Source organism: Kluyvera sp. (assembly GCF_047971185.1).
Classification (GTDB): domain Bacteria; phylum Pseudomonadota; class Gammaproteobacteria; order Enterobacterales; family Enterobacteriaceae; genus Kluyvera.
This window is the reverse complement of record NZ_JBKDZH010000113.1, coordinates 1-24,570: the sequence shown is the minus strand read 5'-3', so window position 1 is coordinate 24,570 and position 24,570 is coordinate 1. Positions and strand designations below refer to the sequence as shown.

The following is a 24,570-nucleotide window of genomic DNA, read 5'->3' as shown; positions in this document are numbered from 1 at the left end:
TTGTCGTTCACTTCGTTCAGCGCGCCTTCGGTGGTCTGCGCGATGGAGATACCGTCGTTGGCGTTACGGGACGCCTGGGTCAGACCGGTGATGTTAGCGGTGAAACGGTTGCTGATAGCCTGGCCAGCGGCATCGTCCTTGGCGCTGTTGATACGCAGGCCGGAAGACAGACGCTCGATAGAGGTACCCAGCGCGGACTGGGATTTGTTCAGGTTGTTCTGTGCAACCAGGCTAAGGGCGTTAGTGTTGATGACCTGTGACATAGTGTGTCCTCTTAAATAAGATTAATTAGCTAAGACGCGTGGCGAAATTGGTTATTCGAGAATTTCGGTCGCATACTAAAAACATCGGCGTGGCAAAAATTCTCTAAAAACATTTTTCGTAAAAAGGATTTGTTTGGCTAAGAAATGAGCGGATTTTGAAGTGCCAATAGCGCTATTTTGCTTTCTTGTATCAGGCTGACATTTTCATAAAAAGTTGAAATTAACTTTACATAAACGATTGGCTTCATTATCTGATTTGATGAATTACGGGCAAACCTGGCGTTAATTGATGAATTTGTTTTTGGTTTTTTTATTGCGTTCTTAAGATGCCTGGGAAATGCCATAAAAGGGCTAATTAGCTATTACCTGAAATGGCGCCAAATCTGTCGCCAATTTGCAGCTTAAATAAATTAAGCACAGAGACTATTCCTGAAATTTCCTGGTTAATGTCCTAAAAAGCGCTTAACTCTGTGTTTTGCGGGTTCTCCCTGTTGCCTGTTCGGGGACAAAAAATTAAACTTTATTTTGTCAACACCGATATCTAATTGAGTATTGATAAAATCACAAAAAGATAAAGCTACACCACTCTATAAGGAGAGTCTGATGGCTTCAATATCATCATTAGGTATCGGTTCGGGTATAGATACAGCAAGCATGCTTGAGTCTATTAAGCTGGGGGAGCAGTCACGCCTGACGCCCTATACCAGTTTACAGACAAGCTATAAGTCTAAAATTTCAGCCTGGGGGCTGATCTCTAATTCCATGTCGGCGTTACAGACCAACGTGAAAAAGCTGAACGGCGAGGCGTTTAATACCCTCACGGTCAGCAATAATACCTCGTTCTCGGCAACGGCAACCTCGGATGCGCTGGCCGATACGCACTCGGTAACGGTGCATCAGCTGGCGACGAACCATAAGATTAAAACCGACGCTTACGAGAGCCAGGATGAGCTGTTGGGCGATAAGGTGGGCGGTACGCGTACCCTGACCATCACCCAGGAAGACGGCAGCGAAATGAAAATTGAGCTGGCGGATGACGAAACGTCGCTGGCGCAGGTCGCGAAGGCGATCAACCGCGAAAATGGCGACGTACAGGCATCCGTGCAGCGTACGGATGAAGGCTATCAGCTGGTTCTGAGCTCAAAAACGTCGGGCACCGACGGCCAGATGAGCGTCAACGTTGACGGCGATGAGTCGCTGGCGGGCATTCTGAACACCACCGGCGGCGGTGATACCGGCGAAGATGACAGCCCGGGCACCGGCATGAAGGTTGTCTCGGCGGCGCAGGACGCGAAGCTGACGGTCGACGGCAGTAACTATACGCGCAGCAGCAACACTATCTCCGACATCCTGGATGGCGTGACGCTCACGCTGAAGTCGGTCACCGAAGCCGGTGAGCCGGAGCAGCTGACGCTGAATAAAGACAACTCGGCGATTGCCTCCAGCGTGAAGGATTTTGTCACCCAGTACAATTCGCTGATGGGGCTGACCAGCAGCTCCAGTAAGTATGTGCCTTACGATTCCTCCAGCCTGTCGAATACGGATTTGGCCACCACCAACTCAGAGAACGGCGCGCTGATGGGCGACGCGACGCTGCGTGGCATGGTGAGCGAGCTGCGCTCGGCGGTCAATGGCGTCTACGGTGAACCCGGTTCGCCCTACCGTTCGCTGGCGGATATCGGCATTAAAATTGATTCCTCTACCGGGCAGATGACGCTGGATGAAGACAAGCTGAATCAGGCGATTGCCGATGACGCCGACGGTATTGCCTCGATGTTTATTGGCACCGAAAGCAACCCTGGCCTGGCGGCGACGCTGGACGGCATTATCACCAAGTACGTTGGCGATTCAGAAAATAAAGTCGATGGCATTATCAAAAATTCCACCGATAGCCTGAACTCTCAGGTCGATATTCTGCAAACCCAAATCGATAAGACTCAGCGTTTGATTGATGCCTCCGTGGAGCGCTATCGCGTTCAGTTCCAGCAGCTGGACACCACCATGGCGAAATTAAACAGCATGAGTTCACAGCTTTCTGCGTTGTTGCTGACGCTCTGATATTTTTTGTTGCTATAGATATTTTCAGGCAAAGGGGAGATGACTTTGCCTATTTGAAACGGAGCTCGTTATGTACGGTCGAGGAATAAAAGCTTACGCACAGGTTGACCTGGAGAGCCAGCTGGCGGGCGCAACGCCGCATCAATTGATCAGCATGCTTTTCGATGGCGCTCATAATGCAATTTTGCGCGCCAAAATCTATTTCGAAAATGGCAACATCGCTAAGCGCGGTGAAATGATTTCGAAAGCTATCAATATTATTGATAACGGATTACGCTCGGCCCTCGATCATGAGCAAGGTAAAGAAATCGCTCAGGAACTTGAGATGTTATACGAATATATGTCGCGCACGCTGCTGGAGTGCAATCTGCGCAACAATCCGGAAAAACTGACTCATGTTGATGAGTTACTTATGAATCTTGCCAATACCTGGAAAGAAATTGAACCTTCGCAGAAATAGGTGTGCCATGGATAAATCCATTACAGCCAGTTATGAAAATGTCTATCAACAGAATTTAGTTTTGCTGGAAATGGCAAAACAGGGGGAGTGGCAAAACTTTATTGAGCTTGCCGCTGATTACGTGGTGACGTTGCAGAATATTCTGGACGGTCAGGCGGATAACCTGAGCGCGTTTGAAAAAGAGCAGCTTAAAGCGATTTTGCAAAACCTGATTGATAATGAAACCATTATTATTCGGGCGCTGCAGGGACGTCTTGACGTGCTGCGTCGGGATATGTCGACGCTGAATCTCGGCAGGAAATGTAATCAGGCATACGCCTCCAGTTTTACCTCAACGCTACAGTAATCTAAAACCAGGCTGTTTTAAGCTCGCTGGAAATAGTCCTGGGTTATCCCTTCGTGACCGACCTCGCCGCTGTGAGGAATTCCAGAAAATGAAGACGCAAGTAAAAGGCGTCCTCTTCCCATTCGGGAGAGGGCGCCTTTTACGTTTAGCGGTAGTTAACGGTGAGCTGGTTGCTGACCACATTCAGCGGCGGAGTCAGCGCTCCGCGGCGATTAACGACATACACAAAACGATAGGATTCGTGGGCAAGCAGCGGAACCGTCAGGGTTTGGGTACCGCGTAGAGAAGGCAGGCGCACGCAGCGCTGAGGGGTACACAGCTTGATGTCCAGCCCCGGCGGCGGCGGGGAAAGGAGCGTCACCTGCCAGCTGATCACGGTGGCCGTGGCCTGCTCAGGAATACCGGCGGGTGGAGTGAGGGGGCGGGAGGAGAGGATTTGCTGGCCGACGCTTATCGAGCCGCCCGCCGTTTTTTGCGTCCAGGCCCCGCTGGCGGCGTGGGCCGCCAGCGGGGCGCTGAACATCAGGAGCAGCGCCAGAGGGAAGGGCGTCACTCTTTCCCGCCAATAATGTAGGTCATCCGCACGGTGCGGTTGTTGGAGATTTCCAGGTTGGAAAGCACCGCCAGCTGGGGGAATACCCGGCGCAGGAAGCGCGAAAGCATAAAGCGCAGCGGCTGATTGACCAGCAGCACCACCGGCGCGCCGATCGCCTCTTGCTGCATGATGGATTTCTCCGTCTGGCGCATCAGATTCTCGGCAATCCCCGGTTCGATGGCGCTGCCGCTCTGGCTGGCCTGAATCAGCAGACGCTCGAGGTTTAAATCAAGGCCGATAACCTGAATCTCGCCGTTACCCGGGAACCACTGCTGGGTGATGGCGCGTCCCAGACGGATACGGACCTGCGCGGTCAGCTCGTCGGTGTTGCCTTGCAGTTCGGAGAACTCGGCCAGCGTATCGATAATCGTGCGCATATCGCGGATCGAAATGCGCTCAGCCAGCAGGTTTTGCAGCACCTTATGGAAGTTGGTCAGTGAGATGACGCCCGGGATCAGGTCTTCAACCAGCTTCGGCATCTCTTTGGTCAGCCTGTCGAGCAGCAGCTGCGTTTCCTGACGGCCAAACAGCTCATCGGTATGGGTCGCGATCAGGTGGTTGAGGTGCGTGGCGATAACCGAACTCGGATCGACCACGGTGTAACCCAAGGTCTGCGCATGTTCGCGCATCACTTCATCGATCCACACCGCCGGGAGACCAAACGCCGGTTCCTGGCACGGCGTCCCCTGCAGTTCACCTTCGGCGCAGCCCGGGTTGATTGCCATCCAGCGTTCCGGCAGCGCTTCGCCGCGACCAATCTCAACGCCCTTGAGCAGAATTCGGTATTCCGTCGGCGAGAGGTCGAGGTTATCGCGAATGTGAACCGCCGGCGGTAAAAAGCCCATCTCCTGCGCGAATTTCTTACGAATACCGCGAATACGGGTGAGCAGCTGACCATTCTGATCGTTATCTACGATCGGGATCAGGCGATAGCCGACTTCCAGACCGAGCACATCTTCGATCTGGACGTCAGACCAGGACGCTTCGGCCACGCGTGAGGCTTCCGCCTGCGCTTTTGCTACCGCTTTATCCTCTTTTTGCTGCGCCGCGCTGCCACCTTTGTTTGCCATTTCGCGACCGCGCATCCACCAGGCCACCCCGAGCAGCGAGGCGGTAAACAGCAGGAAGACGAAGTTCGGCATGCCCGGGATCATCCCCAGTAAACCGACGATCCCCGCCGTCAGCACCATCACGCGCGGGTTGCTGAACAGCTGGCCAATCATCTGCTCGCCCACGTCTTCATCCGTCGCGACGCGGGTCACGATAACGCCCGCCGCCGTGGAGATCACCAGCGCCGGAATCTGGCCGACCAGGCCGTCGCCGATGGTCAGAATGGTGTAGGTTTCACCCGCCTGCGACAGCGTCATGTCGTGCTGCATAATGCCGATCATCAGGCCGCCAATAATCGTCACCGCCATGATGATCAGGCCGGCGATGGCGTCACCGCGGACGAACTTACTGGCCCCGTCCATTGAGCCATAGAAATCAGACTCCTGGGTCACGTCCGCACGACGGCGCTTGGCTTCTTCTTCACCGATAAGACCGGCGTTGAGATCGGCATCAATCGCCATCTGCTTACCCGGCATCCCATCCAGCACGAAGCGGGCGCCAACTTCGGCGATACGCCCCGCACCTTTGGTGATAACCATAAAGTTAATGATGATCAGGATGGCAAAGACCACGATACCGATCGCAAAGTTACCGCCCACCAGGAAGTGGCCGAAGGCCTCAACGACGCGGCCCGCGGCATTGGAGCCGGTATGGCCTTCCATCAGGATGATACGGGTTGAGGCGATATTCAGCGCCAGGCGTAGCAGCGTGGCGAACAGCAACACGGTTGGAAATGCCGAGAAATCCAGCGTTTTTTGGGTGAACATCGCCACTAACAGGATCATCAGCGACAGCACGATGTTAAAGGTGAAGAACAAATCCAGCATAAACGCCGGCAGCGGCAGCACCATCATCGCCAGGATCATCAGGATCAATACCGGCCCGGCCATGATCTGCCACTGGGTTTCTTTCAGGTTAGGTAATCGTAGTTTTTCGGCGTAACCAGCCATCACTCTTTACTCTCTTGTGCAAAATCCATTGCCGCAGGTACCGGCAAACTCTTCGGTTTCATCGGGGCCACGCCGCCCGTCTGGCGCCAGCGTCGCAGGCCGTAAACCCAGGCCAGGACTTCCGCTACCGCGCTATAAAGCTCGGCGGGAATGGGGCTGCCAATGTCGCAGTGGCGATAGAGCGCGCGCGCCAGCGGCGGCGCTTCCAGCATTGGAATCTTGTGCTCCATCCCTGCTTCCCGAATACGTAGTGCCACCTCACCTGCGCCTTTCGCCAGGACTATTGGGGCGCCCGTCCCGCCTTCCTTGTAGCTCAGGGCCACGGAATAGTGGGTGGGGTTATTCACGATCACGTCCGCTTTCGGCACGTCGGACATCATGCGCGAACGCGCCGCGGCGCGCTGTAGCTGCTTGATGCGTCCTTTAACGTGCGGATCGCCTTCGCTTTGTTTAAATTCGTCGCGAATTTCCTGGCGACTCATACGCAGCTTTTTAAGATTGCTGAAAATCTGATAGAACACGTCGTATCCCACCATCGGGATCAACGCGAGGATCACCATCAGCAGGCATCCGGTGATCAGTTTGCGCGAATCATTCAGCGCATCGGCAACGGAGCCGGTCCCCAGCTGCATCATTTGCATTTTGTTGCCGTAGATAAACAGCCCGGCCGCGATGCCAACCAGCGTGACCTTTAAAATACTTTTCAGTAACTCTGAAACAACCTGCATCGACACCATGCGCTTAAGCCCGGACAGCGGGTTGATACGCTTGATATCAAACTTCAGCGATTTACCGCTAAAGTTCAGCCCTCCCAGCAGCATCGGCGAGGCGATACCGGTCAGGAACAGCCCCAGCAAAATAGGCAACACGGAGGTGGCGCCCATGGTGAACAGCTGCTTGAGCTGACGAATCATCGACGTCGCATCAAGGAGCATCATGCGGTCAAAACTGAGCCCGTTTTGCAGCAGCAATAGCAGCTTGCGCACGGCGATATCGCCGCCCAACAGAATCAGACCCCAGCCCATCAGCAGCATCAGCAGCGACGTCAGCTCTTTCGATCGCGGAACGTTACCGTCTTTTCGCGCTTTCTCTTTTCGCTGGGGTGTGGGTTCTTCTGTTTTTTCTACATCACTATCTTGCGACATAACACGGGCACTTATTGCAACAGTCAGACAGGGTTAAACGCTGCCGTGCCATACGGACGCTGGCAGCGTTTTTATGATTAGAAACCAAGGCTTTCAAGCAGGTCGTCCACCTGATCCTGTGAGGCGACAACGCCCACTTTGGACTGGTCGATTTGCGGGCCATTTTTCAGATTCTGGCTCTCAACCACTTCTTCCTGGCGTTCCGGGATATTCTCCAGCAGCACCTGGATCAGCTCTTTTTCCACGTTCTCAATCAGGCTCATCATGCGCTGGATGACCTGACCGGTCAGATCCTGGAAATCCTGAGCCATCATGATTTGCATCAGCTGATCGTTGGTTTCGCTGGCAAGCTTCGGCGTATCGGCGAGGAACTGGCGCGTATCGTTGACCAGATCTTTCGCCATCGGCAGTTCGATGGGATTGGCGAACCACGCGTCCCAGCGTTCGGTCAGCGCTTTTGACCGCGCATCCAGCTCATCCTGAAGCGGACGGGCGTTTTCCACGCAGGTCAGCGCACACTCTGCGGCCTGAGAGGTTTTACCCACCACATAGCACAGACGGTCGCGAGCGTCCGGAATCGCCTCCGCGGCATCCATGATGGCGCGATCCAGGCCGAGGTTGGTCAGGCTATCGCGCAGCAGTCGGGTCAGGTGGCCGATGCGGGAGAAGATATCTTTGTAGCTGTCCTGGCCGACAGCGTTGATCTGTGAGTCCATCCTTACCACCCAAGTTTTTCAAAAATCTTGCCGAGTTTTTCTTCCAGCGTTGCGGCAGTGAATGGTTTAACGACATAGCCGCTGGCGCCCGCCTGGGCGGCGGCAATGATGTTCTCTTTTTTCGCTTCCGCGGTGACCATTAGCACCGGCAGGTGGCTCAGTTCGCTGGATTTGCGGATTTCGGAGAGCAGCTCCAGGCCATCCATGTTCGGCATGTTCCAGTCGCTGATGACGAAATCGAATTTTGACTCGCGCAGTCGGGCAAGCGCATCCTGGCCGTCTTCCGCTTCATCAACGTTGTTAAACCCCAGATCTTTTAAGAGGTTGCGAACGATGCGTCGCATGGTGGCGAAATCGTCAACGACTAAGAAACGTAAGTTTTTATCTGCCATTTTCTTTCCTGATAGTGATTAGCCCCGTAGGGGAGTGAGTGAATAAACGTGCTTAAATTCGACGCGCCTGGCCAACCACGCTGTTCAGCATCTGCTGGCTCATGTCGGCGAGATCGACGACTTCGCAGGCGGCGTTTATGGCGATTGCTTCGCGCGGCATACCGAACACCACGCAGCTTTTCTCGCTTTGCGCGAAGGTGTGGGCACCGGCATTGCGCATCGCCAGCAGGCCGCGGGCCCCATCGTTACCCATACCGGTGAGGATCACGCCAACGGCGTTTTTGCCCGCGCAGGCGGCGACGGAGTTGAATAACACGTCGACCGAAGGCCGATGACGGTTAACCGGCGCGGATTCATTCAGCCTGATGTGGTAGTTCGCGCCGCTGCGCACCATTTCCATATGCAGCGCGCCGGGGGCGATATAGGCATGCCCCGGCAGTACACGATCGCCATCTTCGGCCTCTTTGACGGAGATCTGGCAAAGTTTGTCCAGCCGTTCGGCGAATGAGCGGGTAAATCCCGGCGGCATATGCTGAGCGATGACCAGCCCCGGGCAGTTTCTTGGCAGCAGCGTTAACACCTGACGTAACGCTTCCGTACCGCCGGTCGAAGAGCCGATGGCGAAGATTTTTTCACTGCTGAGCAGTGGGGCGGAAATCACGCCCGGCGGCGTTGTACGCTGGTCGCGACGATGCACCACGGCGCGCGCGGCGGTGCGGATTTTCTCCGCAATCGCTTCGCTGTAGCTGTGCATGCCGTCTTTCAGGCCCATCTGCGGCTTGGTAACGAAATCGACCGCGCCCAGTTCGAGGGCGCTCAGCGTAATCTCGGAGCCTTTGCTGGTCAGGGATGACACCATCACCACCGGCATCGGGCGCAGGCGCATCAGGCGCTCGAGAAAATCCAGCCCGTCCATGCGCGGCATTTCGACGTCCAGGGTCAGGACATCGGGATTAAAGCGTTTAATCAGATCGCGAGCGATAATCGGATCGGGCGCGGTGGCGATCATTTCCATATCATCATGCTCGTTCACGATATCGGTCATGATGTTGCGGATTAACGCAGAATCATCGACGCAAAGGACTTTAATCTTACTCATCGTTGCTCCTTGGCCAGGGTATAAACCGACTGACCGCGTAGACGAAACGGCCCGTTGATATTGCTGAAGTGCTCTGAGTGGCCGACGAACAGAAGCCCACCGGGCTTCAGCAGGCGGGAAAAGCGGTTCAGCAGCTGCAGCTGCGTTTTATGATCGAAGTAGATCATCACGTTGCGGCAAAAGATGGCGTCAAACGGCGCGGGGATATCCCACTTCTGGTCGAGCAGGTTTAAGTGCTGGTAGTGAATGGTTTCCAGCAGGTCTTTGCGCACCTTTACCAGGCGCTGCTGGGTGCCGGTTCCGCGCAGGAAATAGCTCCGCTTCTGCTCAAGCGACAGGCTGTCGAGATCGTTCAGGCGATAGACGCCCGCCGCCGCGGTGGACAGCACTTCGGTGTCGATATCCGTTGCCCATACGCGCGGGCCGGCGCTGGAACTTCCCAGCGTCTCATCGAGGGTAATGGCGACGGAGCAGGGCTCTTCCCCCGTCGAGGAGGCCGTACACCAGACGGTGTAATTTCCCCGGCGCTGGCGCGCATGCTCGGCCAGCAGCGGGAAGTGATAGGCCTCGCGGAAGAACGATGTCAGGTTGGTGGTCAGCGCGTTGATGAACGACTGCCATTCGTCGCTGTTGGGGTTGTTCTCCAGCATGCCGAGGTAGTCCGCAAATCGCGTAAGCCGTAATTCACGTAAGCGACGAGACAGGCGGTTATAGACCATGTCTCGCTTTTGGTTGGTTAAAACAATACCTGCACGTTGATATATTAGCTCGCTAATTTTTTCCAGTTCACGATCGGCAATGCTAGGTTCAATATTCAATTTTATGACATTCATGTTAATGACATCGTAATCGTTGCCCACAAAAACACTCCTACGATGTAAAATAAGTAAAAAGAAAATTTATAATTCTGTCGCCTTACAGAGAAGAACCGTAAAGAATAGTATTATTTGGCCTTTGTTGAGTCTTTGTTAATTATATTGTGAACGTTATTAGTGTTAATCATGGCGATTACACACCCATGTTCATAATTTCCTGATAGGCGCTGACCATCTTATTTCTGACCTGGATACCCATATTTAGTGCAATTGACGACTTTTGCAGAGAGACCATCACGTCATTTAAGCCAATGTCGGAAGCCCCTGAAAGATAAGCTTCTGACTGTGTCTTTGCAGTAACTTGCGTTTGATTAATATTATTTACACTGTTGAACAGCAGCTCTGAGAAAGACGCGGTCTTGTCATTGCCGAAGTCGGATACAAACGCACTGGCTCTTGGTGCACTGGATATTTGCTGGGTCTGAAACTGAATTTGCTCCAGTACGCTGCCCATTGACTGAATAGCCATTATTTCAACCTTCTATTTCGAAAAATGGAAAAGAGGGAATGCCTCTTTTATTGTCTAAAGATTAACATATCACCAGCCACTCAGAATAATTCGATAAGCTGACAGAAGTTTCAGCTTATCAGCACTTAAAAAAATCTTATTTAGAAGATAATACTCGCCATGGAATTCTGTCAGTGGATAGCCCGCTTCGTTTTCTGTTTACCCTTACAGGAGTACTGATGCGCAATATTGCGTCCAGATTGCGTCACTTATTTTTCTACAGGACTACGGCATGAATGCCACAACAAACGGAACAAAAAACAATAACATCGCCAGCGTGATGGCCGCGCTTGATCGCCTGCGCGCCAGCCCAAAGCTCCTTCTGTTAATCGCGTCAGCGGCGGCGGTTTCGGTGATTGTCGCGCTTCTGCTATGGGCAAAGTCGCCTGACTATCGCGTGCTGTACAGCAACATCAGCGATCAGGACGGCGGCGCTATTGTGTCCCAGCTGTCGCAGTTGAATATCCCTTACCGCTTCAACGAGCGCGGCGGCGCCATTATGGTCCCGGCCGATAAGGTGCATGAAGCCCGTCTTCAGCTGGCCCAGCAGGGGCTGCCGAAGAGGGGGGCCGTGGGCTTTGAGCTGCTCGATCAGGAGAAGTTCGGGATTAGCCAGTTCAGCGAGCAGGTCAACTACCAGCGCGCGCTGGAAGGCGAGCTGTCGCGAACCATTGAATCGCTGGGGCCGGTACAAACCGCCCGCGTCCATCTGGCCGTGCCGAAGCCTTCCTTGTTCATTCGGGAACAAAAGCAGCCCACCGCCTCGGTGACGCTGAACCTCTACCCTGGCCGGACGATGGATGCCGGGCAGGTCAGCTCAATCTCCTATCTGATCGCCAGCGCCGTACCGGGGCTGAATGCGGATGGGGTGACGGTGGTCGATCAGACCGGACGACTGCTGACGCAGAACGGCGCTCAGGGGCAGCAGACCTCCCAGCTGAAATATACCGGCGAAGTGGAAGCGGACTACCAGCACCGCATTCAGTCGATCCTGGCGCCGATTGTCGGCCGCCAGAACGTGAAGGCGCAGGTGACCGCGCAGATTGACTTTACCCAGCACGAGCAAACCGCAGAGCAGTACCAGCCGAATACCGCGCCGGACAAGATGTCGATCCGCAGCCGTCAGAGCACCGACTCCCAGCAGGGCGGGCGCAATATCAACGGCGGCGTGCCGGGCGCGCTGAGCAACCAGCCTCCGGCACCGGCGACGGCGCCGATTACCCAGCCGGTGGCCAATGCTGAAGGCGGTCAAGGCGATAATAACGCCGGAAATCCGCCGCTGGTGCCGTACAACAGCAATACGGGCGAAACTACCAACTATGAGCTCGATCGCACGCTGACCCATATCAAGCGCAGCACCGGCTCTATCGAACGTCTCTCCGTGGCGGTGGTGATTAACCATCTGCCGGGTAAAGAGGGCGAGGTTGAAGCGCTGACCCCGGAGCAGATGGCGCAGATCAATGCGTTGGTGAAAGAGGCCGTGGGCTATTCCGAAGCGCGCGGCGATACCGTCAACATCGTTAACTCGCCGTTCAGCACCGCGGATGACGAGGTGATGCCGCCGCTGTGGAAGCAGCCGGAATTCATCGATTTGATGATGTCCGCCGCACGCTATCTGCTGATTGCGATCGTCGCCTTTATCCTCTGGCGTAAAGCCGTTCAGCCAGCGTGGATGCGCCATCAGGAACTGATTCTGCAGCGCCTTGAGCTGGAAAAAGAGGCCCGTGAAGCCGAGCTGAATGCGCGTAAGCAGGAAAAAGAAAGTAACGCCCGCGCGAAGGCCCAGCAGCGCGTGGATACCGAAATGCACACGCAGCAGCTGCGTGATATGGCAGAGCAGGAGCCTCAGGTTATTGCGCTTGTTCTTCGCCAGTGGATGAACAAGGAGCACCCACAGTCATGAATGCTTATGAAAAAAGCGCCGTCGTGATGCTAACGCTGGGCGACGAGCGCGCTGCGGAAGTGTTTAAGCATCTCAATACGCATGAAGTCACCCAAATCAGCTCCGCGATGGTCAGCATGAGCGGTTTCACCCATGAAGAGCTGGCGGGCGTGCTGAAAGAGTTTCAGCACGATGCCACCGAATTTGCGGTGCTTAGCGTTAACACCAGCGATTACCTGCGCAGCGTACTGGTCAAGGCGATGGGCGAAGAACGCGCCTCCAGCCTGCTGGAAGACCTGCTCGATTCGCAGAGCGGCAATAACGGTATTGAAACGCTCAACTTTATGGAGCCGGCGACCGTTTACGATCTTATCCGCGACGAGCATCCGCAGATTATCGCCACCATCCTGGTGCACCTGAAGCGTTCTCAGGCGGCCGATGTGCTGGCGAAATTCGACGAGCGCGAGCGTAACGACATCATGCTGCGTATTGCCACCTTCGGCGGCGTTCAGCCAGCCGCGCTGCAGGAGCTGACCGAAGTGCTCAACGGCCTGCTGCACGGTCAGAACCTCAAACGCAGCAAGATGGGCGGTGTTCGTCCTGCGGCGGAGATTCTGAATCTGATGAAATCTCAGCAGGAAGAGGCCGCTATCGAGGCGGTTCGCGAATACGACCACGAGCTGGCGCAGAAAATTATCGACGAGATGTTCCTGTTCGAGAACCTGGTCGAAATGGAAGACCGCAGCATCCAGCGCATTCTGCAGGAAGTGGACAACGAGTCGCTCATCATCGCGCTCAAAGGCTCCGAAGCGCCGCTGCGCGACAAATTCTTCCGCAACATGTCGCGTCGTCAGTCCGAAATCATGCTCGAAGATCTCAACTCGCGCGCGCCTGTCCGTATGTCTCAGGTGGAAGCCGATCAGAAAAGTATTCTGCTTATTGTTCGCCGCTTAGCGGAAACCGGCGAAGTGGTCATTGGCGGTAGCGAGGATGTCTATGTCTGATAATGGCTGGCAAAACTGGCAGCCGCAGGATCTGCTGGCTGACGAAAACCAGAGTGAGATGGAGGTCATGTCGTCGGTCTCCGCCGCTAACCCGGCCACTCACTATGAATCTGATGAGCTGCTGCAGGCTGAACTCACGCGCATTCGCCAGCAGGCGGAAAAAAAAGGCTTTGCCCAGGGCGAAGCGCGCGGCCTTGAGGAAGGGAAGCAGCGCGGTTATGAAGAGGGGCTGTTACAGGGCAAGAAAGAAGGGCTGGCGAACGGACTGGCGGAGGCGCAGGCAAAGCAGGATGAAAGCATTGAGCGGCTCAATAAGCTGTTCACCGAGTTTAAATCGGCGCTCGACAGCCTCGATTGCGTTATTCCGTCACGTCTGGTGCAGCTCTCATTGATGGCGGTGCGCTCCATGCTGGGTAAAAACTTTGTCCCGGATAACGCGCTGCTGCTGGAGAAGATTCAGCAACTGGTTGAAGAGGACACGATGTTTAAAGGCGACGCGCAGCTGTGGGTTAACCAGGGGGATGTGGCGATCGTTGAAGAGCATCTGGGGACCACGCTGGCGTCATTAGGCTGGGAGCTGCGCGGCGATGCCGCCATGCTGCCCGGCGGATGCCGGATCACCTCCCAGGACGGTGAGATTGATGCCACGCTGGAGACGCGCTGGCAGGAACTGTGCAACCTCAGCCGCGAGGATTACCTCTGATGATGAACCGGCTTACGGACTGGCTGGGAGAAATTAACGCCCGGGAGTCGCAGATCGCCTCTTTGCGCCCCTATCGTCAGTACGGAAAACTGACCCGCGCAACCGGGCTGGTGATGGAAGCTATCGGCCTGAAGCTGCCTATCGGGACCCTGTGCATCGTCGAGCGCAAGCAGGGCGAGAAGCTCTATCGTGTTGAAAGTGAAGTCGTCGGCTTTAACGGCGAGACGCTGTACCTGATGCCGCTGGAAAACGTCGACGGTATTTTGCCCGGCGCGCGGGTCTACGCGATTGAAAGCGAAGAGGGCAAACAGCTGCCCCTGGGCCCGGAGCTGCTGGGCCGGGTGCTGGATGCCAGCGCCCGGCCGCTGGACGGCCTGCCTCCCCCCAGTCGTCATGACCGTAATACGCTGTTTACCCAGCCCTTTAACCCGCTTTTGCGTAACCAGATTAAAGACGTGCTCGACGTCGGCGTCCGGGCGATCAACGGCCTGCTGACGGTCGGTCGCGGCCAGCGTATGGGGCTTTTTGCCGGTTCCGGCGTGGGTAAAAGCGTGCTGCTGGGCATGATGGCGCGCTTTACCAAAGCGGATGTCATCGTAGTCGGCCTGATTGGCGAGCGCGGCAGGGAAGTTAAAGACTTCATTGAAAATATTCTCGGTAAAGAGGGGCTGAGCCGCTCGGTGGTGATCGCCGCCCCGGCGGATGTTTCGCCGATCCTGCGCATGCAGGGCGCCGTGTACGCCACGCGTATCGCAGAAGATTTCCGCGACCGCGGTATGGACGTACTGCTCATTATGGATTCACTCACCCGCTATGCCATGGCCCAGCGTGAAATCGCGCTGGCGATCGGCGAACCGCCGGCGACCAAAGGCTACCCGCCTTCGGTGTTTGCCAAGCTGCCCGCGCTGGTGGAACGCGCCGGTAACGGTATCAAAGGCGGCGGATCGATTACCGCGTTCTATACCGTGCTTACCGAAGGGGACGATCAGCAGGATCCGATCGCCGATTCCGCGCGCGCCATTCTTGATGGCCACGTGGTGCTGTCGCGACGGCTGGCAGAGGCGGGGCACTATCCCGCCATCGATATTGAAGCGTCGATCAGCAGAGCCATGACGGAACTGATTGATAAAGAACACTATACGAAGGTGCGCAACTTTAAGCAGCTGCTCTCTTCCTATCAGCGTAACCGCGATCTGATCAGCGTCGGCGCGTATGCGGCGGGGAGCGATCCGATGCTGGATCGCGCGATTGCTATTTATCCGCAGCTGGAAGGCTTTTTACAGCAGGCCATTCATGAAAGCTGCGACTTTGAAGCCTCTATGCAGCGGCTGGATGCGATTTTTGACAACAACGGCGGTCACTAAGGTTAAAACCCGAAATGAGCAACTCACCGATGGACGTGCTGCGCGATCTGGCGCAACAGAAACTCGACGATACCACCATTAACCTGGGCAAAGCGCAGCAGAGCCACTCTCAGGCGGTTATGCAGCTTGAACAGCTGAAATCGTATCAGCAGGAATATCAGCAGCAGCTGCGCAGCAACGTGGCGGAGAAAGGCATTCTGATCGCCGACCTCGTCAATCAGCAGTCGTTTATCGATTCGCTGGGGGGCGTGGTGCGTCAGCACGCGACGCACGTTGAAGCCTGCCTGCAATCGGTCAATCAAGTATTGAGCACCTGGCGTCACGATAAGCAGCGGCTTAACGCCTTCGATACGTTGAAAAGCCGTGCGGAAGAGGTCAGGGCGCATCGTGAGAGCCGCCAGGAACAGAAAATGATGGATGAATTCGCCCAGCGAGCCAGCGCGGGCAAGGAGCTTTTATGAATGTAATCACCACCCCAATCGCGGCGCAGAACGGCCCGTTATCGACCATTGCGCCGCAGGATGAGGCCAATACCTTCGCGGCGGTGCTGGATGAAAAATTCGCTGCGGCGCAGCCGGCGAGCAGCGTTGATGGATATCCGCCGGAATTCGCCGCCGTCCAGCCGGACAATGTGATGGCCCTGGAAGAGGCCTTATCCGAGCAGCAGTCGGCGATGGAACGTACGGCGGTACCTGTGTTGCCGCAGCTGATGATCCAGGTTGATAAGGTCGCCCAGGCGCTGGCGCCGGATGCCGTGGCGGAGGCCGATGGCGAGGCGGAAGGCGAGGCGGAAGGCGAGGGACTGCCGCTGGCGATGGTGCAAAACCGTAGCGGCCAACGTGATGGCGCCGTGACGCTGACGACGACGGCGGCCAATGGCCCGACCGCCGCAGCCCAGGCCTCGCTGCCAATGGACGTTGCAGAGAAGCGCGATAATCCGCAGGGTGCCCAGACGCCTGAATACCTGCTGCAGTCTGCCGACGCCGTCAATAGCCGAATTACAGCCGTTTCTTCAACGCCTGAAATGAGCGCAAACGTGCCGTCAATTCAGGAGGGACCGACGCTGCCTCTGGCCCACGCTAGCCTGTCCACGCCGCCGCTGACGCCGCCGGCACAGACCGCCCAGACCGTGGCGGCACCGGTGCCGACCGCGACGATAAGCCAGGAGCTGGGAACCGAGGCGTGGCGGCAGTCGTTAAATCAGCAGATCAGTCTCTATAGCCGCAACGGGATTCAGAATGCGGAGATCCGCCTGAACCCGCAGGAGCTGGGGGTTATCCGCATCAATATGCAGCTGAACAGCGACCAGGCCACGCTGCACTTTGTTTCCGAGAACCATCAGGTGCGCGCCGCGCTGGAAGCCGCGATGCCGCAGCTGCGTACCTCGCTGGCGGAGTCCGGGATTCAGCTCGGCGAAAGTAGCGTAGGGGCCGAGTCGTCGTCGTCATGGGAAGACCATGCCCAGGCCGGACATTACGCCGCGCATGGCGCTAGCGAAGAGGAAAACGGGGATATTTCAGCAGACCAGGCTGATGCTGAAGCGCATGTTTTACAGAGATCCATCCGCCCTCATGGGATAAATACCTTCGCGTGATGGAAATAGCTAACACTCAAGTTACGGACACTAATTCGACCTCATCGCTGAATTGTTTGCGCAAGGGTCTGTAATAGAATACGTGGCTCTTTTAGAGAAGTCTTACCAGATACTCTCAGTAATTTATAACAAGGTTTTCACATAATGCCAAAAAAGAATCAAAATTCAGCTGGAGAAAAGAAAAAACCGCTTATCGTTATTCTTCTCCTGTTAATCGCGCTCGGCACGTGTGCAATTGCTGGTTATACATTATATGAAATGAAGAATATCAAAATGCTGGCCGCAGAGGGCGCATCCGATCAGCCGCGAGCCGTTGAGTCGGTGGTTCCGGTCTATATTCCGATGGATACGTTTACCGTGAGCCTGAAGCCGACGCAGCGTGAGAATGACCGGATTCTGTACATCGGTCTGACGCTGCGCGTACGAGATGAGCAGTCTCAGCAGTTGATTGAAAAATTTCTACCAGAAGTGCGCAGCCGCCTGCTTGTCTTATTCTCTAAGCAAACGGCAGAAGAATTATCCACCGACGATGGAAAATATCAGCTGGTGGAGGCTATTAAGTCGGTCATGAATAAACCTTTAGCGGCTGAACAAAGTGCGATTGTGACTGACGTATTGTTTAATGCATTCATCTTACGGTAATTGCCATGTCTGACAGCAGTTTATCTCAGGCTGAAATTGATCGCCTGTTGAATGGCGGGAGCAGCGCTGATAGCGAAGCGGAGATGTCAAATACGGTACTGGACGAAGGGGTTAAACCTTACGATCCGAATATTCAGCGCCGTGTTGTTCGTGAGCGTTTGCATTCGCTGGAAATTATTAACGAACGTTTTGCGCGTCAGTTTCGTATTGGTTTATTTAATCTGCTGCGTCGCAGTCCGGACGTTACCGCAGGGAATATTAAAATCCAGCCGTACCATGAGTTTGCGCGTAATTTACCGGTGCCGACCAACCTGAATCTGGTCCATATGAACCCGTTACGCGGTACGGCGCTATTTGCGTTTTCACCGAACCTGGTCTTTATGGCGGTGGATAACCTGTTTGGCGGCGATGGACGCTTCCCGACGAAAGCGGATGGGCGAGAGTTCACACCCACCGAGCAACGCATTATTCAACGCATTATGGCGATGGCGCTGGAGGCCTATGACTATGGCTGGAGCTCTATCTATAAGCTGAAGACCGATTATGTTCGTTCAGAAGTGCAGGTGAAGTTCACCAATATTACCTCTTCACCGAACGACATTGTCGTCACCACGCCATTCTACGTTGAGATTGGTGCTCATCGGGGTGAGTTTGAGATTTGTATCCCGTTTAGCATTATTGAACCGCTGCGTGAATTGCTGACGAATCCGCCGATGGAAAATTCGAAGCAGGAAAATGCGCAGTGGCGACAAAAAATGGCTTCGCAGGTGCGTTCAACGGAAGTGGAGCTGGTGGCGAATTTCTCGGAAATTGATTCGCGCCTCTCGCACATTATGAAGCTGAAACAGGGGGATATTATTCCTGTCGATAAACCAGAAAGTATTCTGGCGCTGGTCGGCGGAGTCCCGGTGTTGTCAGGTAAATATGGCTGTGTGAACAACCAATATGCTCTGAAAGTTGAGCAGATGATGAATCCAGGTTTAGGAACTTTTAAAAAGGAGTAGTTACCGATGAGTAACACCACGACACCTTCTGATGATGACAACAAATCCATTGACGATCTGTGGGGAGACGCCATGAGCGAGCAGCTGTCCGTGGAGAGCAGCGCTGCGGCACCGCTTTCGGCGAAGGACAATCTGGCAGCGCATTTTTCCCAGGATCTGGATTTGATCCTTGATATCCCCGTCAAAATGACCGTGGAATTAGGTCGGACAAAAATGACCGTCAAGGAGTTGTTAAGCCTGAGCCAGGGCTCGGTCGTTGCTCTGGAAGGGCTCGCCGGGGAACCGCTGGATATTTTAATTAATGGTTATTTAATCGCCCAGGGAGAAGTTGTGGTGGTGTCCGATAAATTCGGCATTCGTATCACTGATATTATTACTCCCTCGGAGCGTATGCACCGCTTGAGTAGATAATGAAGAGTCATACCACAACCGAAATTCAAACTTCATCTCCGATAATTGATAACAGCACTCCAGGCTCGGTCCTTTTTAATGTTGGAGGCGCGTTATGTCTCATTCTGTTCTTCATTGCTGGTATTGCCTGGATTGCCCGCCGCGCGGGCTTCGCGCCGCATGCCGTGCGCGGCAATAAACTGCTTACCGTGAAGAGCAGCCAGTCGCTCGGCCAGCGCGAACGCGTGGTCATTGTTGAAGTTGACGATAAGTGGCTGCTTCTGGGCGTCACCCCATCCAATATTACCTGCCTGGCGACGATGGATAAAAAGCAGGATGCGGTGATGGAGACGGAAGCGGCTTCCCGAACTCTCGATTTCCAGTCGGTGCTGGGAACGATGCTGAAAAAGCGTAAAACGGAGCGGGCGGAATGAGCGCGTTATGGCATCGCCACAAAAGCGGATTCCTGCTGCTGATATTGCTCGGCGCAGGCTGGCTACTGCCGACCGGCTCAGCGCTGGCGGCAAACAGCGACTTTATGCTGACGCGTTCCGATAGCGGTGAAACCTGGTCGCTGCCGGTGCAAACGCTGGTACTGCTGACCTCGATTACCTTTTTGCCCGCTATCCTGCTGATGATGACCGGTTTTACCCGCGTCATTATCGTGCTTGGGCTTTTACGTAACGCATTAGGTACGCCGTCGACCCCGCCGAACCAGGTGCTGCTTGGGCTGGCGCTGTTTTTGACCTTTTACGTGATGTCACCGGTATTTAACGAGATTCACCGCGATGCCTGGATACCGCTGACCGAAGATAAAATCTCGCTGGAAACGGCGCTCGACCGCGCGGTCGTGCCGATGAAATCGTTCATGATGGCGCAGACGCGTGAAGCGGATCTGGCGCTGTATACGCGGATGGCAAAGGCGGAGAATTTTGACACGCCGGATGACGTGCCGCTGAATATTTTGCTGCCGGCGTTTGTGACCAGCGAGCTGAAAACCGGCTTCCAGATTGGCTTTACGGTGTTTATTCCGTTCCTGATTATCGATCTGGTGGTGGCGAGCGTGCTGATGGCGCTCGGTATGATGATGGTGCCGCCGGCAACGATTTCCCTGCCGTTCAAACTGATGCTGTTTGTGCTGGTGGATGGCTGGCAATTATTAATGGGCTCGTTAGCTCAAAGTTTCTTTAGTTAGGCAGAATACAAATGACACCAGAAAGTGTAATGGCGATGGGGTTTCAGGCGGTTAAGGTTGGCCTGATGATCGCAACCCCGCTGTTAATTGCGGCGCTGCTGACGGGTCTGACGATCAGTATCCTGCAGGCCTCAACGCAAATTAATGAAATGACCCTGTCGTTTATTCCGAAGATCCTGATGATCCTCGCGGTAGCGATTTGTCTGGGCCCATGGATGATGAGCCTGTTTCTTGACTACATGCGTACCTTGTATAGCAACCTACCTTATATGATCGGCTAGCCATGCTTACTCTGCCAGTCGAAAGCCTGTACCAGCAAATCAGCCATGTTTTTTGGCCAGCGCTTCGCGTGCTGGCCATTTTCACTACGGCCCCCATTTTCAACGAAAGCGAAATTCCGAAGAAAGTGAAGATCGGCCTTGCGCTGATTATCGCGTTTTTAATCAGCCGTAATTTACCCGACAGCAATCTGGTGATGATTTCGTATCAGGGGCTCTGGGTTGCCGCGCAGCAGCTGATTATTGGCGCGGCCATGGGCCTCACCGTCCAGCTCATTTTTGTGGCGGTACGTACCGCCGGTGAAATTATGGGGCTGCAGATGGGGCTTTCCTTTGCGACGTTCTTTGATCCTTCCGGCGGCGGGAATATGCCGGTGATCGCCAGGATACTCAACCTGCTGGCGACGTTACTCTTTCTAACGTTTAATGGGCACCTGTGGTTCCTGACTATTTTAAGCGAGAGCTTTGTGGTGGTGCCGATCAATAGCGAATCTATCGATACCAGCGGGTTTTATTATCTGGCGCACGTTGCCGGCCTGGTGTTTCGCAGTGGCCTGATGCTTGGTCTGCCGATTATCACGCTGCTGTTATCGATTAACTTTACCCTCGGCCTGTTGAACCGTCTGACGCCTCAGCTCTCCATCTTTGTGGTGGGCTTCCCGCTGACCCTGACCGTGGGGATGACCGCGCTGACTATCGAGATGTATACGCTGGCCCCGTTCTTCGAAAACCTGATGACCAATATCTTTGATCATCTGTCAAATATTATCCTGATGTTTAGCGGCCGCTAACGTTGCCTCTCAGTTTGAATTTATTGCTGCCTATATTGATGGCCAGATAATGGCTGTCAATATAGGACAATAGTGCAGGGGAAATATTAAGACGGGAAGAAAAAGGCCCGGAGTATGGGCTATGGAGAGATTACACTCCGGGCAATACTTCTAGACAACCTGTTGATTATATATCATAAGAATATTCCCAACACGTATTCAATTGAGTGAATAAACGCCATTATTGTCAGGCGGTGTACCTTTTTTGGTAGTGAATTTATTAAATATCTGAACTGATATTTCCATTGGGTGACTATATTGTCTCTATTGTTAATAACGCTCGTGCCGAGGGTATAAAAAAGCCCCTCATATATTTATATGAGGGGCCTGGTCTGGTTAAATTATTGCGGTGGGATTATCAGAACTGTTCCCAGCGATCGTTTTCGGTTGTTAATGACGCTCCCGAGGTGTGAGATTCCTGGCCTTCATTTTTGGCCGCGGACTTTTTAACCATGGCTGGTCTGAGCGGTTCCCGCTTATAGCTTGCGTGGCTGTCCTGCTCAATGCGGAATAGCGCGACGGCCTGATTCAGGCGGCTCGCCTGTGCTTCCAGTTCCGCGGATGCGGCGGCAGACTCTTCTACCAGCGAGGTGTTTTGCTGCGTCACGCGATCCATTTCCGCGACGGCAATGCCCACCTGCTGTATGCCATTGCTTTGCTCTTCAGAGGCACAGGCAATTTCATTCATAATGTCGGTGACATTGCTGATTGAGCTGATGATGTCGCCCATCGTCTGACCCGCGTTTTCGGCATATTTCGCACCGGAAGAGATCTTATTCACCGATTCATCGATCAGGGTTTTAATCTCTTTGGCGGCCTGCGCGCTACGCTGTGCCAGGCTGCGAACTTCACTGGCGACCACGGCGAAGCCACGGCCTTGTTCACCGGCTCGCGCGGCTTCTACGGCGGCGTTCAGCGCCAGGATGTTGGTCTGGAAGGCAATTCCGTCGATAACGCTGGTGATCTCGGCAATTTTCTGCGAGCTATCGGCGATGTCGTTCATCGTCATCACCACGTTTTCGACCACTTTGCCGCCCTGACCGGCGGTTTCAGAGGCGCTGTGTGCCAGATGGCTGGCCTGCTGGGCGTTTTCCGCATTCTGTTTAACCGTTGCGGTCAGCTCTTCCATGCTGGCGGCGGTCTCTTCCAGGGACGCGGCCTGCTGTTCGGTACGCGCGGAAAGATCGTTATTGCCGTTAGCAATTTCGCTGGCGCCGGTATAAATCGCATTGGCGCCGCTGCGGACTTCACCGACGGTTTTGGCTAACGCTTTCTGCATGCTGTTTAATGCGCTGGCAATTTGCCCCATTTCATTGGTGCCTTCCACGCCGACAGGCGTCACCAGGTCGCCGTCAGAGATGTTTTTGATGCTCGCAAGAATCTTGTTCATTGGCGTCATCAGCACGTTTTTGATGCCGTACAGGCTGGCGATGAAAATGGATAACGTGACCAGGAAGACGCACAGAATGGTCCACAGCGCGGTGTCCGATGAGTTACGCGTTTCCGCAGAAAGATAGTCAGATACGCGATCGATCTCTTTGCGGTAATCAAAGAAAGCGGCCTGCAGCCCGTCGTGATGATCCTGCGTCGGATAGGTCGCAAAACCTTCTAAATCATGCGCACGTAAAATCTGGATGAGCTCGGCAAGCCCTTTGGAGTAGGTCTCGTAATTCTTGGTGATGGCATAGACGATATTGTCATCGACGTGAGGGTTGCGCGGAACATTATTAAATTCGGTCCAGTAGCGCTGGGCCGAATTTAATTCACTGTCTGCTTTTGAAAGCAACTCCTGCGCCAGTGCGTTGTCCTGGGTAGCTGTGCCATCTTCACCGCTGTTTGCTAAAAATCGTGAGGCGCGGTTAATGGAAATACGTGATTCCAGCATCGCACTCCACGCTGACTCCAGGAAATCGGCACGCGTATTCAGCGTCATGACGGTCTGTAACGCATCATCACTCATCTTTTGTGCTTTGTAGGAGAGCCCGGCGGAGACTAACTGGAAGGTCAATAGAAGAACAAACAGAACGATTAAACTGGTGGCGATTTTGATTCGATTTAACATGGCTTATATCCAGAAATGTTGGGATGCGCCTTATTTCACTATCAATTAAAATCCCAGAGCGTTGCCGCCCTGGGGTTTATCAATGATTCCCGGGCGATTAACGCAGCAGAGACAGAACGTTCTGCGGAACCTGGTTTGCCTGAGACAGCACGGAGATACCGGCGGACTGCAGGATGTTCGCGCGGCTCATCTCGGAGACTTCGGAAGCGAAGTCGGCGTCGAGGATACGGGAACGGGACTCGGACAGGTTGTTAACGGTGCTGTTCAGGTTGCTGATAACAGAATCGAAACGGTTCTGCGTCGCACCCAGGGAAGAGCGCAGTTCGTCAACCTGAGCCATTGCTTTGTCGATGGTATCCAGCTGGGTGGTCAGCGCTTTCATTTTGTCTGCTGCATCTCCCGTGGCTGCCGTGACGGTGTATTTATCGGCAACGGCATCTTCATTGATATCATCAATAGTAATGGTGTTCACTGTGCCGTCAGCTGCCACGGCAAAGTAAGAAGTCTCGCCGCTGGCATCGGTGGTGGAGTACAACTCGCCGCCAGCAGCGGTTTGCAGTTCCTCAAGCGCTTTGCTGTCGAGCTTCAGGGTCTCACCATTGGCATCGGTAATGCTTGCGCCAACACCCACTTTGGTCGCCACGCTGGTCACGTCAAAGCCGGTCATGCCGAGAGTAGAGGAGTCAACTTTGTTCAGGTTGATATCGATGGTCTGGCCGTCGTTAGAACCCACCTGAATACCCAGAGTCTGGTCAGCGCTCAGAACCTTCACGCCGTTGAACTCGGTCTGTTCAGAGATACGGTTGATTTCCTGCAGACGAGCGTTGATTTCGTCCTGGATGGACTTACGGTCGGACTCGGAGTTGGTGCCGTTCTGTGCCTGTACGGTCAGACGACGGATGTTCTGCAGGTTGTCGTTCACTTCGTTCAGCGCGCCTTCGGTGGTCTGCGCGATGGAGATACCGTCGTTGGCGTTACGGGACGCCTGGGTCAGACCGGTGATGTTAGCGGTGAAACGGTTGCTGATAGCCTGGCCAGCGGCATCGTCCTTGGCGCTGTTGATACGCAGGCCGGAAGACAGACGCTCGATAGAGGTACCCAGCGC

General features: G+C 54.5%; 26 protein-coding genes and 1 pseudogene. 16 read left to right on the top strand and 11 right to left on the bottom strand.

Annotated elements, in window-relative coordinates; all coding sequences use genetic code 11:
• Positions 1-263, bottom strand: a pseudogene (locus ACK5JN_RS22405) (flagellin FliC); the annotation flags it as partial.
• Positions 264-866: 603 nt separating this feature from the next.
• Here ACK5JN_RS22405 and fliD point away from each other — a divergent pair.
• The 3 genes from fliD to ACK5JN_RS22390 all read left to right on the top strand — a co-directional run bounded on the left by fliD (position 867) and on the right by ACK5JN_RS22390 (position 3,127).
• The gene (gene fliD / locus ACK5JN_RS22400) at positions 867-2,321 is read left to right on the top strand and encodes a flagellar filament capping protein FliD (protein WP_416872162.1); all 1,455 of its coding nucleotides are present in this window, start codon (positions 867-869) and stop codon (positions 2,319-2,321) included.
• A gap of 70 nt (positions 2,322-2,391) precedes the next feature.
• On the top strand, positions 2,392-2,781 hold the full coding sequence (gene fliS / locus ACK5JN_RS22395; protein WP_416872161.1) for a flagellar export chaperone FliS: 390 nt from the start codon (positions 2,392-2,394) through the stop codon (positions 2,779-2,781).
• A 7-nt stretch (positions 2,782-2,788) separates the two neighbouring features.
• Positions 2,789-3,127 carry a flagellar protein FliT gene (locus ACK5JN_RS22390; protein WP_416872160.1) on the top strand — a complete coding sequence of 113 codons (339 nt, stop codon included), beginning with the start codon at positions 2,789-2,791 and terminating at the stop codon, positions 3,125-3,127.
• Positions 3,128-3,272: 145 nt separating this feature from the next.
• Here the strand turns inward: ACK5JN_RS22390 and ACK5JN_RS22385 are convergent, their stop codons facing one another.
• From ACK5JN_RS22385 to fliE, 8 genes are all read right to left on the bottom strand, one after another.
• Positions 3,273-3,680, bottom strand: a complete 408-nt coding sequence (locus tag ACK5JN_RS22385) for a flagellar protein FlhE (RefSeq protein ID WP_416872159.1) — start codon at positions 3,678-3,680, stop codon at positions 3,273-3,275.
• A complete protein-coding gene (gene flhA, locus ACK5JN_RS22380; protein WP_416872158.1) occupies positions 3,677-5,782 on the bottom strand; it encodes a flagellar biosynthesis protein FlhA in 2,106 nt (701 codons plus the stop codon). Before flhA ends, ACK5JN_RS22385 begins: the two co-directional genes overlap by 4 nt.
• Positions 5,782-6,927: a flagellar biosynthesis protein FlhB gene (gene flhB, locus ACK5JN_RS22375; protein ID WP_416872157.1), complete on the bottom strand. Its 1,146-nt coding sequence runs from the start codon at positions 6,925-6,927 to the stop codon at positions 5,782-5,784. The genes flhA and flhB overlap by 1 nt, the downstream gene beginning before the upstream one ends.
• A 77-nt stretch (positions 6,928-7,004) precedes the next feature.
• Positions 7,005-7,643, bottom strand: a complete 639-nt coding sequence (gene cheZ / locus ACK5JN_RS22370; RefSeq protein ID WP_416872156.1) for a protein phosphatase CheZ — start codon at positions 7,641-7,643, stop codon at positions 7,005-7,007.
• 2 nt (positions 7,644-7,645) lie between these two features.
• Positions 7,646-8,035, bottom strand: a complete 390-nt coding sequence (gene cheY / locus ACK5JN_RS22365) for a chemotaxis response regulator CheY (RefSeq protein ID WP_416872155.1) — start codon at positions 8,033-8,035, stop codon at positions 7,646-7,648.
• A gap of 52 nt (positions 8,036-8,087) precedes the next feature.
• The gene (locus ACK5JN_RS22360; protein ID WP_416872154.1) at positions 8,088-9,134 is read right to left on the bottom strand and encodes a protein-glutamate methylesterase/protein-glutamine glutaminase; all 1,047 of its coding nucleotides are present in this window, start codon (positions 9,132-9,134) and stop codon (positions 8,088-8,090) included.
• Entirely contained in the window at positions 9,131-9,967 is an 837-nt protein-coding gene (locus tag ACK5JN_RS22355; protein ID WP_416872153.1) for a CheR family methyltransferase, read from the bottom strand. Before ACK5JN_RS22355 ends, ACK5JN_RS22360 begins: the two co-directional genes overlap by 4 nt.
• A 175-nt stretch (positions 9,968-10,142) precedes the next feature.
• A complete protein-coding gene (fliE, locus tag ACK5JN_RS22350) occupies positions 10,143-10,478 on the bottom strand; it encodes a flagellar hook-basal body complex protein FliE (protein WP_416872152.1) in 336 nt (111 codons plus the stop codon).
• A gap of 271 nt (positions 10,479-10,749) precedes the next feature.
• Here fliE and fliF point away from each other — a divergent pair, with 271 nt between their 5' ends.
• From fliF to fliR, 13 genes are all read left to right on the top strand, one after another.
• A complete protein-coding gene (gene fliF, locus ACK5JN_RS22345) occupies positions 10,750-12,420 on the top strand; it encodes a flagellar basal-body MS-ring/collar protein FliF (protein WP_416872151.1) in 1,671 nt (556 codons plus the stop codon).
• Positions 12,417-13,403, top strand: coding sequence for a flagellar motor switch protein FliG (fliG, locus tag ACK5JN_RS22340; RefSeq protein WP_416872150.1), 987 nt, complete (start codon positions 12,417-12,419; stop codon positions 13,401-13,403). Before fliF ends, fliG begins: the two co-directional genes overlap by 4 nt.
• On the top strand, positions 13,396-14,106 hold the full coding sequence (locus ACK5JN_RS22335) for a flagellar assembly protein FliH (RefSeq protein WP_416872149.1): 711 nt from the start codon (positions 13,396-13,398) through the stop codon (positions 14,104-14,106). Before fliG ends, ACK5JN_RS22335 begins: the two co-directional genes overlap by 8 nt.
• Positions 14,106-15,470, top strand: coding sequence for a flagellar protein export ATPase FliI (gene fliI, locus ACK5JN_RS22330; protein WP_416872148.1), 1,365 nt, complete (start codon positions 14,106-14,108; stop codon positions 15,468-15,470). The genes ACK5JN_RS22335 and fliI overlap by 1 nt, the downstream gene beginning before the upstream one ends.
• Before the next feature lie 14 nt (positions 15,471-15,484).
• Entirely contained in the window at positions 15,485-15,931 is a 447-nt protein-coding gene (gene fliJ, locus ACK5JN_RS22325) for a flagellar export protein FliJ (protein WP_416872147.1), read from the top strand.
• Positions 15,928-17,064 (top strand): flagellar hook-length control protein FliK, encoded by a 1,137-nt coding sequence (locus ACK5JN_RS22320; protein WP_416872146.1) that lies wholly within the window; start codon positions 15,928-15,930, stop codon positions 17,062-17,064. Before fliJ ends, ACK5JN_RS22320 begins: the two co-directional genes overlap by 4 nt.
• 144 nt (positions 17,065-17,208) lie before the next feature.
• Positions 17,209-17,706 carry a flagellar basal body-associated protein FliL gene (fliL, locus tag ACK5JN_RS22315; protein WP_416872145.1) on the top strand — a complete coding sequence of 166 codons (498 nt, stop codon included), beginning with the start codon at positions 17,209-17,211 and terminating at the stop codon, positions 17,704-17,706.
• Between the two features lie 5 nt (positions 17,707-17,711).
• Entirely contained in the window at positions 17,712-18,710 is a 999-nt protein-coding gene (fliM, locus tag ACK5JN_RS22310; protein ID WP_416872144.1) for a flagellar motor switch protein FliM, read from the top strand.
• A gap of 6 nt (positions 18,711-18,716) precedes the next feature.
• Positions 18,717-19,121 carry a flagellar motor switch protein FliN gene (fliN, locus tag ACK5JN_RS22305; protein ID WP_416872143.1) on the top strand — a complete coding sequence of 135 codons (405 nt, stop codon included), beginning with the start codon at positions 18,717-18,719 and terminating at the stop codon, positions 19,119-19,121.
• Positions 19,121-19,534, top strand: coding sequence for a flagellar biosynthetic protein FliO (fliO, locus tag ACK5JN_RS22300; protein ID WP_416872142.1), 414 nt, complete (start codon positions 19,121-19,123; stop codon positions 19,532-19,534). The genes fliN and fliO overlap by 1 nt, the downstream gene beginning before the upstream one ends.
• Positions 19,531-20,295, top strand: a complete 765-nt coding sequence (gene fliP, locus ACK5JN_RS22295) for a flagellar type III secretion system pore protein FliP (protein ID WP_416872141.1) — start codon at positions 19,531-19,533, stop codon at positions 20,293-20,295. Before fliO ends, fliP begins: the two co-directional genes overlap by 4 nt.
• Positions 20,296-20,306: 11 nt before the next feature.
• Positions 20,307-20,576: a flagellar biosynthesis protein FliQ gene (gene fliQ / locus ACK5JN_RS22290; RefSeq protein ID WP_416872140.1), complete on the top strand. Its 270-nt coding sequence runs from the start codon at positions 20,307-20,309 to the stop codon at positions 20,574-20,576.
• A 2-nt stretch (positions 20,577-20,578) separates the two neighbouring features.
• Positions 20,579-21,364, top strand: a complete 786-nt coding sequence (fliR, locus tag ACK5JN_RS22285) for a flagellar biosynthetic protein FliR (RefSeq protein WP_416872139.1) — start codon at positions 20,579-20,581, stop codon at positions 21,362-21,364.
• Between the two features lie 397 nt (positions 21,365-21,761).
• Here the strand turns inward: fliR and ACK5JN_RS22280 are convergent, their stop codons facing one another.
• Together ACK5JN_RS22280 and ACK5JN_RS22275 are read right to left on the bottom strand one after the other, a co-directional pair.
• Entirely contained in the window at positions 21,762-23,465 is a 1,704-nt protein-coding gene (locus ACK5JN_RS22280; protein WP_416872138.1) for a methyl-accepting chemotaxis protein, read from the bottom strand.
• A 97-nt stretch (positions 23,466-23,562) separates the two neighbouring features.
• Positions 23,563-24,570, bottom strand: a 1,008-nt coding sequence (locus ACK5JN_RS22275) for a FliC/FljB family flagellin (protein WP_416872137.1), incomplete at its 5' end; no start/stop codon positions are given.

Bases quoted from the DNA above. Each gene is read 5' to 3' on its own strand.
- fliL (WP_416872145.1), top strand. From the start codon at position 17,209: ATGCCAAAAAAGAATCAAAATTCAGCTGGAGAAAAGAAAAAACCGCTT.
- cheY (WP_416872155.1), bottom strand. From the start codon at position 8,035: ATGGCAGATAAAAACTTACGTTTCTTAGTCGTTGACGATTTCGCCACC.
- fliG (WP_416872150.1), top strand. From the start codon at position 12,417: ATGAATGCTTATGAAAAAAGCGCCGTCGTGATGCTAACGCTGGGCGAC.
- flhA (WP_416872158.1), bottom strand. From the start codon at position 5,782: ATGGCTGGTTACGCCGAAAAACTACGATTACCTAACCTGAAAGAAACC.
- ACK5JN_RS22280 (WP_416872138.1), bottom strand. From the start codon at position 23,465: ATGTTAAATCGAATCAAAATCGCCACCAGTTTAATCGTTCTGTTTGTT.
- ACK5JN_RS22335 (WP_416872149.1), top strand. From the start codon at position 13,396: ATGTCTGATAATGGCTGGCAAAACTGGCAGCCGCAGGATCTGCTGGCT.
- fliO (WP_416872142.1), top strand. From the start codon at position 19,121: ATGAAGAGTCATACCACAACCGAAATTCAAACTTCATCTCCGATAATT.
- fliR (WP_416872139.1), top strand. From the start codon at position 20,579: ATGCTTACTCTGCCAGTCGAAAGCCTGTACCAGCAAATCAGCCATGTT.
- fliS (WP_416872161.1), top strand. From the start codon at position 2,392: ATGTACGGTCGAGGAATAAAAGCTTACGCACAGGTTGACCTGGAGAGC.
- fliM (WP_416872144.1), top strand. From the start codon at position 17,712: ATGTCTGACAGCAGTTTATCTCAGGCTGAAATTGATCGCCTGTTGAAT.
- fliE (WP_416872152.1), bottom strand. From the start codon at position 10,478: ATGGCTATTCAGTCAATGGGCAGCGTACTGGAGCAAATTCAGTTTCAG.
- fliD (WP_416872162.1), top strand. From the start codon at position 867: ATGGCTTCAATATCATCATTAGGTATCGGTTCGGGTATAGATACAGCA.
- ACK5JN_RS22355 (WP_416872153.1), bottom strand. From the start codon at position 9,967: ATGAATGTCATAAAATTGAATATTGAACCTAGCATTGCCGATCGTGAA.
- fliN (WP_416872143.1), top strand. From the start codon at position 18,717: ATGAGTAACACCACGACACCTTCTGATGATGACAACAAATCCATTGAC.
- fliF (WP_416872151.1), top strand. From the start codon at position 10,750: ATGAATGCCACAACAAACGGAACAAAAAACAATAACATCGCCAGCGTG.
- fliQ (WP_416872140.1), top strand. From the start codon at position 20,307: ATGACACCAGAAAGTGTAATGGCGATGGGGTTTCAGGCGGTTAAGGTT.
- ACK5JN_RS22320 (WP_416872146.1), top strand. From the start codon at position 15,928: ATGAATGTAATCACCACCCCAATCGCGGCGCAGAACGGCCCGTTATCG.
- ACK5JN_RS22360 (WP_416872154.1), bottom strand. From the start codon at position 9,134: ATGAGTAAGATTAAAGTCCTTTGCGTCGATGATTCTGCGTTAATCCGC.
- fliP (WP_416872141.1), top strand. From the start codon at position 19,531: ATGAGCGCGTTATGGCATCGCCACAAAAGCGGATTCCTGCTGCTGATA.
- ACK5JN_RS22390 (WP_416872160.1), top strand. From the start codon at position 2,789: ATGGATAAATCCATTACAGCCAGTTATGAAAATGTCTATCAACAGAAT.
- flhB (WP_416872157.1), bottom strand. From the start codon at position 6,927: ATGTCGCAAGATAGTGATGTAGAAAAAACAGAAGAACCCACACCCCAG.
- cheZ (WP_416872156.1), bottom strand. From the start codon at position 7,643: ATGGACTCACAGATCAACGCTGTCGGCCAGGACAGCTACAAAGATATC.
- fliJ (WP_416872147.1), top strand. From the start codon at position 15,485: ATGAGCAACTCACCGATGGACGTGCTGCGCGATCTGGCGCAACAGAAA.
- fliI (WP_416872148.1), top strand. From the start codon at position 14,106: ATGATGAACCGGCTTACGGACTGGCTGGGAGAAATTAACGCCCGGGAG.